The following is a 13,231-nucleotide window of genomic DNA, read 5'->3' on the forward strand; positions in this document are numbered from 1 at the left end:
TTGGGTGCGGGGCCCGCAAGGGTTACCAAGCTCAGTCAAACTCCGAATGCCATAGACTTACTTCCGGGAGTCAGACAGTGAGTGCTAAGATCCATTGTCAAAAGGGAAACAGCCCAGACCATCAGCTAAGGTCCCCAAGTGTGTGTTAAGTGGGAAAGGATGTGGAGTTGCACAGACAACCAGGATGTTGGCTTAGAAGCAGCCATCATTGAAAGAGTGCGTAATAGCTCACTGGTCGAGTGACTCTGCGCCGAAAATGTAACGGGGCTAAACACACCACCGAAGCTATGGCTTGATCTTATGATCAGGGGTAGGGGAGCGTTGTATAAGGGTTGAAGGTGTACCGTAAGGAGCGCTGGACATTATACAAGTGAGAATGCCGGTATGAGTAACGAAAAGATCAGTGAGAATCTGATCCGCCGAAAGCCTAAGGGTTCCTGAGGAAGGCTCGTCCGCTCAGGGTAAGTCGGGACCTAAGGCGAGGCCGAAAGGCGTAGTCGAAGGACAACAGGTCGAAATTCCTGTACCACCGTAAATCGTTACGAGCGATGGGGGGACGCAGTAGGGTAGTGACGCAGGCTGATGGATGCCTGTCCAAGCAGTGAGGCTGGTTAGTAGGCAAATCCGCTAACCGCAAGGCTGAGCTGTGATGGGGAGTGAAAATTACAGTAGCGAAGGTCATGATCTCACACTGCCAAGAAAAGCCTCTAGCCAGATGAAGGTGCCCGTACCGCAAACCGACACAGGTAGGCGAGAAGAGAATTCTAAGGCGCGCGGAAGAACTCTCGTTAAGGAACTCGGCAAAATGACCCCGTAACTTCGGGAGAAGGGGTGCCCCGGTAGTGTGAATAGCACGAGGGGGCCGCAGTGAAAAGGCCCAAGCGACTGTTTAGCAAAAACACAGGTCTGTGCGAAGCCGTAAGGCGAAGTATACGGGCTGACGCCTGCCCGGTGCTGGAAGGTTAAGGGGAGCGGTTAGGGAGCAATCCCGAAGCTGTGAACCGAAGCCCCAGTAAACGGCGGCCGTAACTATAACGGTCCTAAGGTAGCGAAATTCCTTGTCAGGTAAATTCTGACCCGCACGAATGGCGTAACGACTTGGGCGCTGTCTCAACGAGAGATCCGGTGAAATTTTAATACCTGTGAAGATGCAGGTTACCCGCGACAAGACGGAAAGACCCCATGGAGCTTTACTGCAGCTTGATATTGAATTTGGGTACGATCTGTACAGGATAGGTGGGAGCCTGAGAAGCATGAGCGCCAGCTTGTGTGGAGGCACCGTTGGGATACCACCCTGATCGTATCTAGGTTCTAACCTGGTGCCCTAATCGGGTACGGGGACAGTGTCAGGTGGGCAGTTTGACTGGGGCGGTCGCCTCCTAAAGAGTAACGGAGGCGCCCAAAGGTTCCCTCAGAATGGTTGGAAATCATTCGAAGAGTGCAAAGGCATAAGGGAGCTTGACTGCGAGACCTACAAGTCGAGCAGGGACGAAAGTCGGGCTTAGTGATCCGGTGGTACCGCATGGAAGGGCCATCGCTCAACGGATAAAAGCTACCCTGGGGATAACAGGCTTATCTCCCCCAAGAGTCCACATCGACGGGGAGGTTTGGCACCTCGATGTCGGCTCATCGCATCCTGGGGCTGAAGTAGGTCCCAAGGGTTGGGCTGTTCGCCCATTAAAGCGGTACGCGAGCTGGGTTCAGAACGTCGTGAGACAGTTCGGTCCCTATCTGTCGTGGGCGTAGGAAATTTGAGAGGAGCTGTCCTTAGTACGAGAGGACCGGGATGGACGTACCGCTGGTGTACCAGTTGTTCCGCCAGGAGCACCGCTGGGTAGCTATGTACGGACGGGATAAGCGCTGAAAGCATCTAAGCGTGAAGCCCCCCTCAAGATGAGATTTCCCAGTATGTAAGACCCCTTGAAGACGACGAGGTAGATAGGCTGGGGGTGGAAGTGCAGCAATGCATGGAGCTGACCAGTACTAATCGGTCGAGGGCTTATCCAAGAAATGCAGGTTCTAAGATCGCAAGTTTCGTTTCGAATCCAGTTTTCAGAGAGCAATCTCTGAACGATCGTTAATTAGCTTTGGAGAGATACCCAAGTGGCTATAAGGGGACCCTCTGCTAAGGGGTTAGACTGCGTAAGCGGTGCGAGGGTTCGAATCCCTCTCTCTCCGCCATCTTTCAACTGGATGGACAAGCTTATAATACGATACTTAATATGGCGGCGTAGCTCAGCTGGCTAGAGCGTACGGTTCATACCCGTGAGGTCGGGGGTTCGATCCCCTCCGCCGCTACCATATTACCCAGGAGGCTTAGCTCAGCTGGGAGAGCATCTGCCTTACAAGCAGAGGGTCGGGGGTTCGATCCCCTCAGCCTCCACCATATACGCCGGTGTAGCTCAATTGGTAGAGCAACTGACTTGTAATCAGTAGGTTGGGGGTTCAAGTCCTCTCGCCGGCACCATTAATGTCTGGAACCGTGGTGTAGTTGGCCTAACATGCCTGCCTGTCACGCAGGAGATCGCGGGTTCGAATCCCGTCGGTTCCGCCATTAATCCTTACAATTAAATATGGCTCGGTAGCTCAGTCGGTAGAGCAGAGGACTGAAAATCCTCGTGTCGGCGGTTCGATTCCGTCCCGAGCCACCTTTCAAAACGTGGAGGCTTAGCGAAGTGGCCAAACGCATCAGACTGTAAATCTGCTCCCTTACGGGTTCGGTGGTTCGAATCCATCAGCCTCCACCAGTTTTTGAGCCATTAGCTCAGTTGGTAGAGCACCTGACTTTTAATCAGGGTGTCGAAGGTTCGAGTCCTTCATGGCTCATCTCACAAAAGAGTGATTAATCATTAAATTGATTAGTCGCTCTTTTTTTTGCATATCAGCGTGTTGCTGCGACCACGAAGGCGAGAACGTTTAAGATATGATAAGATAAATGTAAACGGCTATCTAAAGAGCCATAGGCGTGATCCCTATAAAGGGTTAGACAATTATAAGATTGTGTGTTTTATATTGCGGTTTTTATATCAGAAAATAAAGCAGAGTGGTGGCGTTCATAAGATGAAGCATGTTTCGGATCTTAAGCAGCGGATCGAGGAAATTTTAGACACTTCAATGAACACATTTCAATTTACTTTGGATGAGTGGAGTCAATACGAGAATCTCCTTCTCAGCTCAAATGATAGAGCAAATAATAGTACAGTCATGCTGGGTGTAGAACGGTCAGCAGACCGTGCAGGAAGCCTAACCATAGATCAACAAATATATTTTAAAATTGGCCGAAGTGCTGATCGTGAACATGTAATTTGCTGGGGGTGTTCTTCCGATCATCTGACGATAGAATCGCGCAGATTAATAGAGCTGTTGATTAGCAGCCATTCAGATGAAGCTCTTCATGAACAAACTGTAGGCGAGGGGAACGGCCAGGCGCAGCTTTTGATTGAGTTGGGCACCTGGCTGCGGGAGCAAATGAATCTGTCAAACGAAGGGTACAGTATCCCAGAACGTTTTCTGGCTGCAGGGCTGGGCGAGCATCTGGAACAAGAAAAGATTCCTTTCCTGTTACAGGGCGAGACGCCGGATGACCGGCGCGTTCATTCAAGCGAACTGAACAAGCTGCTCGAGAGCTATTTTGGTGAGGACATCGTTCTGATTCCCTTAGGAGAACAGGAGTGGGTATTTTTTGGTTCGGTTCAGACCGTTACGGCAGAGGCTGATGACGATACCACTGAGGCAAGGAAAGAGCTCTTGAATGCGTTTTGTCTTGGATTGTATGAGCTGATTGCCAGTGAATGGGCAGGTGGATTCCATTTGTCGGCAGCCTTGCCTTGTGTTCCTTACCAGCAATTGATATCTGTAACCTCTACACTTCGGGAGAGTGTAAAGCTGGGCAGATCGTTTCATGTCACTGAGCACATACATTTACCATGGAATTTGCATCTTGAACGATTGGTCGCGAGCATATCCGAACCGGAACGGCTGCGCTTTATAGAAGAGATCGGCAAGAACACATCGCTCTTCAGCGACAGTGAGACGATGGGCACATTGGAGACGTTTTTCAGTCTGGATTGCAATGTAAGCGAGACCGCAAAAAGGATGTTTATTCATCGCAATACGCTGGTTTACCGTCTGGACAAGATCAAACATGAGATCGGATACGATGTAAGGAGCTTTGAAAACGCGGTGCTGGTCCGACTTTTACTGCTGATGTACAAAGTGACGAAAAAGCCGTGATATTTTTGTGCAGTTTGCGAATAGTCAAACATCCCTTCCGTAGGTTACACTGAATTTACAAAATGTATTCGATTACAAAACGATCTCTAAGGAGGCAATAATCATGGCTGGTGTACGTTTAGAGCATATTTTCAAAAAATACCCTGGTGCTGACAAAGCGACAGTTATTGACGTTAACCTGGACATTAAAGATAAAGAATTTCTGGTGCTGGTTGGTCCGTCCGGTTGTGGTAAATCCACAACGTTGCGCATGATCGCAGGCCTTGAGGAAATTTCTGAAGGTAAACTCTATATCGGTGACCGCGTCGTGAACGATGTTGCTCCTAAAGATCGCGATATCGCGATGGTTTTCCAATCCTACGCCTTGTACCCGCATATGAGCGTGTATCAAAACATGGCATTTGGTTTGAAATTGCGTAAAGTGAAAAAAGATGAAATCGACAAACGCGTTCGCGAAGCAGCCAAAATCCTCGATATCGAGCATTTGCTGGATCGTAAACCAAAAGCGTTGTCCGGTGGTCAACGTCAGCGTGTCGCACTCGGTCGTGCGATCGTCCGTGACCCGCAAGTATTCTTGATGGATGAGCCGCTCTCCAACTTGGACGCGAAATTGCGCGGTCAGATGCGTGCGGAAATCACCAAGCTCGCGAAACGTCTGGAAACGACTGTTATCTACGTAACGCATGACCAGATCGAAGCGATGACGATGGGTGACCGGATCGTTGTTATGAAAGACGGTATCATTCAACAAGCGGCTTCTCCGGAAGAACTGTACAACCACCCAGCGAACCTGTTCGTGGCCGGTTTCATCGGTTCTCCTACAATGAACTTTATCTCGGGTAAAATTGCGGAGCAAGGGTCCAACCTGCATTTCGTAGCTCCTGGCGTGGACGTTGAAATTCCACAAGGGAAAGCGCAATTGCTGAAATCCAGAGGATACGCTAACAAGGAAGTCATTCTGGGCGTTCGTCCTGAAGACATCCACGAAGAGCCGGTATTCTTGGAAGCTTCCCCGAACTCCGTGTTCTCTACGCATGTAGACGTAACCGAGAACCTTGGTCACGAAATGCTCCTCTACTTGAGCGGTGTAGGTAGCGACACTACGATTGCTCGCGTAGACGGACGTTCCAACACGCGTGAAGGTTCCACCGTTAAAATGGCGATCGACATGAACAAAGTTCATATCTTTGATAAAGAGACTGAAGCGAACGTTCTCCTTCAAGACTAATATCCCGGGGTTCCCCGTATGGTCGGATCCTGTGTTTGATACGTAATTATATAATGAATTTCGAGCCCCTTCCGTTGTTGCTGGAAGGGGCTTTTTACATCAGGAGTCCATGGTTCAGATTGCATTCGGTCCCGAATTCATTTAAGATTTATAGAAAGCTTGCGCCTTCATTTTCGGTGTAACCATTCTTAATTGATCAGGGGATTCCCCGTTTGAATTCGAAGGACAAATATGACCAGATATACATAGATAAGCAGCCAATGCTGAAAGGAAGAGACAAATGGCGAAAAAAGTGAAGGTATCTGAATTGGTGCAGCAGTTTCAGCTTGAGGTCGTCTCTGGATCTCAAGGACTTAAGCGCTTCATTACCGTAGACGATTTGAACCGTCCAGGCCTGGAGATGGCCGGCTATTTTGAATACCACCCACAAGAACGGGTTCAGCTGTTAGGAAGAACAGAGCTGGCCTTTTTTGCAATGCTGCCGGAAGATGAACGCCGTGACCGGATGCAGAAACTTTGCACGGAGGAGACGCCATGCATTGTCGTTACGCGTGGACTTGAAGTGCCGACGGAACTGATCGAGATCAGCGAAGAGCAAAATTTGGCGGTGCTGCGCAGCAATATGGCAACGACGATTCTTTCCAGCCGCATTACCGGTTTCCTGGAACGGAAGCTGGCGCCAACCGCTACGATACATGGCGTGCTCTGCGACGTTTATGGCGTCGGCATGCTGATTACGGGAAGCAGCGGTATCGGCAAAAGTGAAACGGCATTGGAGCTCGTGAAGCGTGGACACCGTTTGATTGCGGACGATGCAGTAGAAATCCGTCAGACTTCCGACTTCCAACTGCACGGGACCGCTCCTGAATTAATCCGTCATCTTCTAGAGATTCGCGGGGTGGGCATCATTAACGTGATGACCTTGTTTGGTGCCGGTGCCGTGCGTAACAACAAACGAATTACGCTCGTCGTCCGCCTTGAAGCATGGCAGCAAGACAAACAATACGATCGTCTTGGTTTGGATGAGGAGACTACCCGGATCATTGATACGGACGTACCGCTCGTAACGATTCCGGTACGCCCTGGACGAAACTTGGCCGTCATCATTGAGGTGGCTGCGATGAATTATCGTCTCAAACAGATGGGACTCAATGCGGCACTGCAGTTTACGAATAAACTGACAGCAACGATTTCGGAAGATATGGAAGATATGGACTAGGCCATCTGGGATGTCTTCAAGAAGTGGATAGCGTGCAGAACTGACAGAGCGATTCAATGCTCTGTTTCTGCATGCATGAGAAGCTGGTTGGTACGAAAAAGTGTGAAGCAATTTATGGGAGTGTGAAGCAATGGACATGTATCTGCTGTTGAACCCAATCGCCTTCTCCATTGGTGCATTGAAGGTTCACTGGTATGGCCTGATCCTCGGCACGGCGGCATTGGTAGGCTTGCTGCTCGCGATTCGGGAGGGCAAGCGGTTCGGCATTCCTCAGGAAGTGTTCATGGACATGATCCTGCTGGGCGTACCGTCCGCCATTATCGGCGCACGTATCTATTATGTCGCGTTCAAATGGGAAGACTATAAGGACAACTTCTGGGATGTCTTCAAGATATGGAATGGCGGTATTGCCATCTATGGTGCACTGATTGGCGCAATTATTTGCGCGGTCATTTTCTTCCGCCGCAAAGGATACAATTTCTGGCGCATGGCAGATATTTGCGCACCCGGGTTGATTGTGGGCCAAATGATCGGCCGCTGGGGGAACTTCGTCAACCAAGAGGCGTATGGCGGGCCTGTGGAAGAATCTTTTTTGCGAGATAAGCTGCATTTGCCGGACTTTATCGTCAATCAGATGAATGTGGAAGGGGTATTTCATCATCCCGCATTCCTGTACGAATCCATGTGGAGCCTGGTTGGCCTGATTCTGCTGCTGATCCTGCGCAGACAAAAGTTTTTGCGTGCGGGCGAGCTGTTTATGTCGTATTTCATTTGGTATTCGATCGGGCGATTCTTCATCGAGGCGCTGCGTACGGACAGTCTGGGCTTCCAGGCGCCACAGTGGCTTGCTTCCCTGGTGAATGGACTATGGTCACCGATGACGGCGTTTGGTTTCGAACAAGGATACCTGGATCCTGCTTATGGCAATGTTAGAATTTCGCAGCTGTTGGCGATCGCCATTATTATCGCTGCGGCGGCGTTCATCATCGTAAGAAGGGTGACTGGCAAAGCTGAAGTACGTTACAGCGACCCGATTGTGTCGACCAAGGCGGTAACCGAACCTTCGGATGAGCTCCCGCACAGTGCCGGAACGGCACGCAAGCTGGACTCGGCGGCAACGAACCATGAAGCCGAAGAGGAACGCGAATCTGCCGATGACAAAAAGGAGTAATGCAAGCATGATTGAAACGGTATTGTTTGATCTTGACGGTACGATTATCGATACGAATGATTTGATTATCAATTCGTTCCTTCACGTCATGGAGGGGTGGGAGAACTCTGCCCCCTGGACGCGGGAACAGATTATCCCCCATATGGGCGGCACGCTGGAGCAGCAGTTCCGGACGTTTTCGGGTCAAGAAGACGTGGCTGAATATATAAAAGGCTACCGGGCATACAATGATATTCATCATGAGGCAATGGTCAATCCTTTTCCTTATGTGAATGAGGTTGTGGAAGCCTTGCACCAGGCAGGCATCGTAATGGGCGTCGTAACGACGAAGATTCGTCCATCGACCCTCAAAACCTTGGAACGGTTCGATCTTACCAAGTACATGAAATCGATCGTCACGGTAACGGATGTAACCCATCCCAAACCACATGCCGAACCGGTATTAAAAGCGATAAAAGAGCTGGGCGCTGATCCGGCCAAAACGCTGATGATTGGCGACAGTCCGGTTGATATTCAATCCGCTAAAAATGCAGGAGCGCTCGCGGCGGGGGTTGCGTGGTCTCTCAAGGGCGAGGCCGTGTTAAACCAGTACGGCCCTGATTATATGCTGCATGACATGAGAGATCTGCTCGATCTGGTCGGTATCAAGTCGGAACGTTCATGAGAAAGGTGACCCGCTACCCCATTGAGGGACACAATGCGTTGTGGCACATTTATCGGACTGTAAGTCCTTGGAAGGGTGTGCGCAATTTCATCTGGGTCCAGTTGTCACGCTACTGTCCGATCCTTCCGGTCAAGAACTGGATCTATCGTCGCATGCTGGGCATGAAGGTAGGGGAACATACGGCCTTTGGGCTGATGGTCATGGTGGACGTATTTTTTCCGGAGAAGATTACAGTGGGCGAAAATTCGGTCATCGGTTATAACACCACCATTTTGGCTCATGAGTATCTCATCAAAGAGTACAGGCTGGGTGAAGTGATCATCGGTGAAAATGTGTTGATTGGCGCAAATTCAACCATTTTGCCTGGTGTGACGATCGGCGACGGGGCGGTTGTGGCCGCAGGCTCGGTCGTTCACAAGGATGTGGCGCCAGGGGCATTTGTAGGGGGGAACCCGCTGCGCGAACTGACCCGGTCCACGGTGGCTCAGGACGAACCTGCTGCGATGCCGGACCAGCGAATATAAACCAATGAAACCTGCAAGAACGGTTATAAACGTTGAAGGGAACAAGCTGCTTAGGCAGCTTTTTTTCATATAACCAGGAATGTGTGCGGAACGTTAGATAGGAGAGCATACCGACGTTTTTGTTTATATTGAATGCAGCATGATTCGATGGCTGGACCAACGTTCGCCTTATTGACGGTTAAGCCGGATTCATGTTATCATATGCCATATTCTTTAGTTTGTTAGCACTTTACCATACGAAAGTAACTTAATGAAAATACATCGAGAATGTGGCGTCTATACCGAGCCATGAAGAATGAAATGAGTTAGACCGAACGGGGATTTACATAAACAAATCCTGTTGGAAAGCGGTACGCGGACCAATCTCAAATTATCGACACGGGGTGAATCGTAACAATGTCCAAACCAAAAGGCTTTGAAAAACCGATCGGTTTTCGCGACTATACGCCACGCGTGGTAAGTAAGCTGAAAACCATTGAACGGAGCGTGCTGGAATGCATGGAGCGCTGGGGGTATCGCCAGATCATCACGCCAACGATCGAATTTTACGACACGGTAGGAGTGGCCAGCTCCACATCGGACCGCAAGCTGTTCAAGCTGTTAAGCAGCCGGGGAACGACGCTGGTGTTGAGATCAGACCTCACGGCACCGATTGCGCGTGTTGTTTCTTCTTTGCTGAAGGATGAGCCATTGCCGCTGCGGCTTTCCTATCATGCGAACGTATTTCGTTCCATCGAGGAAGAAGCCGGAAGAGAGGCCGAGTTCTTTCAGACAGGCGTCGAGCTGGTCGGCGACGATTCGCCGGAAGCCGATGCGGAAGTCGTTGCGCTTGCCATTGCTTCGCTGCAGGCTGCCGGCGTAACGTCCTTCAAGATCGCGATGGGTCATATGGGTTTCCTGAACGGCTTGTTGGAAGAGGTCATCCCGGGACAGACGCAGCAGCAGGAGGAATTGAAGGAGTATTTGCTCGGGCGGGATTACGTCGGCTATCGCGAATCCATTCGTGCATTGAAGCTTGCACCGGAGCTGCAGGAGCAGCTGGAGGCCATTCTTCGTCTACGCGGGGGCAAGGAAGTGTGCGATCACGCGGCAGGGTTAAGCCGCAGCAATGAGGCGGCACAGTCGATTGCCCACTTGTGTGCGGTATTTGAAGTATTGGAGGCGTACGGCGTCTCTGAGCATGTCCTGATCGACCTGACGATGATTGGCGATTTCTCCTATTATACAGGCATGACGTTCGAAGGTTATGCTGCGGAGTTGGGCTCGCCGGTATGCAGCGGCGGACGTTACGACAATTTACTGCAGCAGTTCGGACGCTCGCTTCCGGCGACGGGGTTTGCGCTGAAAACGAACCGGATCATTGATGGCGTGCACGGCATCGCAGTGGATGAGAAGAAAGCGGTGCTGATCGAATACGGCACCGAGCACCGGGCACAGGCGTTGGCGGAAGCTGGAAGGCTCCGGGGATTCGGCCAAAATGTCGTTACCCGTTTGATCGAGTCTGGAAAGACGGGAACAAACGAAGCGGAACACGCTCAATACGAGCAAGTCATCACATATCCATCCGGGAAAGGAGCGCGTTGAGATGTCGGATATATTGAAGGTTGCGATGCCGAAGGGCCGAATCTACAAAAAAGCTTCCAAACTGTTCCGCGAAGCCGGACTGGATATTCCAGTGGATGTGGACGATACCCGCAAGCTTGTCATTGAAGTGCCGGAAGCGGGCATGGAATTCATCATGGCAAAACCGGTGGACGTGCCGACATACGTAGAGTACGGGGTAGCGGACATCGGCATCGTCGGCAAAGACGTATTGCTGGAGGAAAACCGGGACGTGTACGAACTGCTTAATCTGGGCATTGCACGGTGCCGCATGTCGGTTATCGGTCTTCCCGATTGGACCCCCGGCATCCAGCAGCGGGTAGCGACGAAGTATCCGCGAATTGCTTCCCGGTACTTCCTGGAACAGGGTCAGCAGGTCGAGGTCATCAAGCTGAACGGGTCCATTGAGCTGGCGCCGCTGATCGGACTTGCGGACCGCATCGTCGATTTGGTGGAAACCGGGCAAACGCTGCGCGAGAACGGGCTGGTCGAAATGAACGGCATCCTCGATATCACCAGCCGATTAATCGCCAACCGGGTAAGCTACCGCATGAAAAACGGACGCATCCAAGCACTGTGCGATGCACTGCAGAAGGTCATCCCGGCTTCTTCCGAAGCACCGGCTGAATTATCGCAGTAATCAGGAATCGAGAGAAGGAGGTTACGGGCATGAAAGTGGTATCTGCGCGTGAATTCAATCTGAAACGGGAAGTGGACTACGGCACCCCGGAACAAAACGAAACGGTACGGCGAATCGTCGGCGACATTCGCCGGGAGGGCGATGCGGCGCTGCTGCGGTACACCGAGCAGCTTGACCGCACCAGGCTGACGGCTGCGGACCTGCGGGTGCCGCAGGAGGAATTGCGGGCCGCTTACGCAGCCGTCGAGCCTTCTTTCGTGGAAGCGATCCGGCAGGCCGCTGCCAACATTCGCGCGTTTCATGAGAAGCAGAAACGCAATTCCTGGATGGACTGGCAGCCGGACGGCAGTCTGCTGGGCCAGGTGTTACGCCCGTTGAAACGGGTGGGCGTATATGTCCCTGGTGGTAAAGCAGCGTATCCGTCCTCGGTGCTGATGAACGTGATTCCGGCACAGGTGGCCGGGGTGCCGGAAATCGTGTTGGTGACGCCGCCGGCCACGAACGGCGGCGAGGGCATCGACCCGTACATTCTCGTTGCCGCTGCGGAAGCAGGCGTTAACGAGATGTACCGGGTAGGCGGCGCGCAGGCGATCGCCGCGCTCGCTTACGGCACGGAGAGCATCGCCCCGGTCGACAAGATCTGTGGACCGGGCAACATCTACGTGGCGCTCGCGAAGCGTGAAGTGTACGGCGCGGTCGACATCGACAGCATCGCCGGGCCGAGCGAGATTGCGGTCCTGGCCGACGACACCGCGAACCCGGTGTACGTCGCCGCCGACCTGCTCTCGCAGGCGGAGCATGACGAGATGGCGTCGGCCATTCTCGTCACCACGTCGGCCCCGCTGGCGGAAGCCGTGCGGGCCGAGGTGCAGCGCCAGCTTGAGGCGCTGCCAAGGCAAGCGATCGCTGCTGCTTCGGTGGAGCAGTACGGCGCGATCATCGTGGTCGATTCGCTCGATGAAGGCATCGACGTGGTGAACCGGCTCGCGCCGGAGCATCTGGAGATCATGGTGCAGGAGCCGATGGCCGTTGCCGGCCGGATCGAAAATGCCGGCGCGATGTTCCTCGGGCCGTACAGCTCCGAGCCGGTAGGCGATTATTTTGCCGGCCCGAACCATATCATTCCGACGAACGGCACGGCAAGGTTCAGTTCGCCGGTCGACGTGGACGATTTTATCAAGAAATCAAGTCTGATCTATTACAGCAAGGAGGCGCTGCTCCAAAACGGCGCTGCAATCATAGAATTGGCCCGGCACGAAGGGCTGGAAGGACACGCGCGCGCGATTGCCGTGCGTCTAGAACAGGAAGGAAAGGCGGAATCGGATCATGAGTAATCCAAACCAAGGGGTAGAAAACGCAAGCGCGGTTCGCCGCGCTCAAGTGGACCGCAAAACGAATGAAACAAACATTCAGCTTGCGTTTGCAGTAGACGGAACCGGGAAGGCGAACATCGAAACAGACGTACCTTTTCTGAACCATATGTTGGACCTGTTCACCAAGCACGGACAGTTCGACCTGGACGTTCAGGCTCGCGGGGATATCGAGATTGACGACCATCACACGGTCGAAGACATCGGCATTTGCCTCGGACAGACGCTGCGCGAAGCGCTTGGCGACAAACGCGGCATCAAGCGGTACGCGAACGTGTTCATTCCTATGGACGAGGCGCTCGCTCAAGTCGTCATCGACGTGAGCAACCGTCCTCACTTCGAATATCGCGCACAATACCCGTCCCAGCAGGTGGGCAGCTTCTCCACGGAGCTGGTGCATGAATTCCTGTGGAAGCTGGCGCTCGAAGCGCGCATTACGCTGCACGTCATCGTTCACTATGGACAGAATACGCACCACATGATCGAGGCAGTGTTCAAGGCGCTCGGCCGTGCGTTGGATGAGGCGACTTCCATCGATCCACGCGTAACGGGCGTTCCTTCCACGAAGGGAGTGCTGTAG

At 52.4% G+C, this 13,231-nt stretch carries 10 protein-coding genes, 8 tRNA genes and 1 rRNA gene (1 of these 19 only partly in view); all 19 read left to right on the forward strand.

What is annotated here, in order from left to right:
- Positions 1-2,007: ribosomal RNA gene (locus SNR34_RS00680) — 23S ribosomal RNA — on the forward strand (it extends 919 nt beyond the left edge of the window).
- Positions 2,008-2,089: 82 nt separating this feature from the next.
- Positions 2,090-2,181 (forward strand) — tRNA-Ser (locus SNR34_RS00685).
- A gap of 43 nt (positions 2,182-2,224) precedes the next feature.
- Positions 2,225-2,301, forward strand: a tRNA-Met gene (locus SNR34_RS00690).
- A gap of 9 nt (positions 2,302-2,310) precedes the next feature.
- Positions 2,311-2,386, forward strand: a tRNA-Val gene (locus SNR34_RS00695).
- Between the two features lie 5 nt (positions 2,387-2,391).
- Positions 2,392-2,467, forward strand: a tRNA-Thr gene (locus SNR34_RS00700).
- Between the two features lie 9 nt (positions 2,468-2,476).
- Positions 2,477-2,554 (forward strand) — tRNA-Asp (locus tag SNR34_RS00705).
- 21 nt (positions 2,555-2,575) lie between these two features.
- Positions 2,576-2,648, forward strand: a tRNA-Phe gene (locus SNR34_RS00710).
- Positions 2,649-2,661: 13 nt separating this feature from the next.
- Positions 2,662-2,747, forward strand: a tRNA-Tyr gene (locus tag SNR34_RS00715).
- Positions 2,748-2,753: 6 nt separating this feature from the next.
- Positions 2,754-2,826, forward strand: a tRNA-Lys gene (locus SNR34_RS00720).
- A gap of 537 nt (positions 2,827-3,363) precedes the next feature.
- Positions 3,364-4,233 carry a PucR family transcriptional regulator gene (locus tag SNR34_RS00725; protein ID WP_486180939.1) on the forward strand — a complete coding sequence of 290 codons (870 nt, stop codon included), beginning with the start codon at positions 3,364-3,366 and terminating at the stop codon, positions 4,231-4,233.
- Between the two features lie 103 nt (positions 4,234-4,336).
- A complete protein-coding gene (locus tag SNR34_RS00730) occupies positions 4,337-5,461 on the forward strand; it encodes an ABC transporter ATP-binding protein (RefSeq protein WP_236420411.1) in 1,125 nt (374 codons plus the stop codon).
- Between the two features lie 280 nt (positions 5,462-5,741).
- Entirely contained in the window at positions 5,742-6,680 is a 939-nt protein-coding gene (hprK, locus tag SNR34_RS00735; RefSeq protein WP_236420410.1) for an HPr(Ser) kinase/phosphatase, read from the forward strand.
- Between the two features lie 130 nt (positions 6,681-6,810).
- The gene (gene lgt / locus SNR34_RS00740; RefSeq protein WP_486180940.1) at positions 6,811-7,851 is read left to right on the forward strand and encodes a prolipoprotein diacylglyceryl transferase; all 1,041 of its coding nucleotides are present in this window, start codon (positions 6,811-6,813) and stop codon (positions 7,849-7,851) included.
- Between the two features lie 7 nt (positions 7,852-7,858).
- Positions 7,859-8,515, forward strand: coding sequence for a pyrophosphatase PpaX (ppaX, locus tag SNR34_RS00745; protein WP_236420408.1), 657 nt, complete (start codon positions 7,859-7,861; stop codon positions 8,513-8,515).
- Positions 8,512-9,039, forward strand: a complete 528-nt coding sequence (locus tag SNR34_RS00750) for an acyltransferase (RefSeq protein WP_236420407.1) — start codon at positions 8,512-8,514, stop codon at positions 9,037-9,039. The genes ppaX and SNR34_RS00750 overlap by 4 nt, the downstream gene beginning before the upstream one ends.
- A gap of 396 nt (positions 9,040-9,435) precedes the next feature.
- Entirely contained in the window at positions 9,436-10,623 is a 1,188-nt protein-coding gene (locus tag SNR34_RS00755; RefSeq protein ID WP_236420406.1) for an ATP phosphoribosyltransferase regulatory subunit, read from the forward strand.
- A 1-nt stretch (position 10,624) separates the two neighbouring features.
- Positions 10,625-11,281 carry an ATP phosphoribosyltransferase gene (gene hisG / locus SNR34_RS00760; RefSeq protein ID WP_236420405.1) on the forward strand — a complete coding sequence of 219 codons (657 nt, stop codon included), beginning with the start codon at positions 10,625-10,627 and terminating at the stop codon, positions 11,279-11,281.
- Between the two features lie 29 nt (positions 11,282-11,310).
- Complete coding sequence (gene hisD / locus SNR34_RS00765) at positions 11,311-12,615, forward strand: histidinol dehydrogenase (RefSeq protein WP_486180941.1); 1,305 nt, start codon at positions 11,311-11,313, stop codon at positions 12,613-12,615.
- Entirely contained in the window at positions 12,608-13,231 is a 624-nt protein-coding gene (hisB, locus tag SNR34_RS00770; RefSeq protein WP_236420403.1) for an imidazoleglycerol-phosphate dehydratase HisB, read from the forward strand. Before hisD ends, hisB begins: the two co-directional genes overlap by 8 nt.

The organism is Paenibacillus sp. XP01 (genome assembly GCF_057364885.1).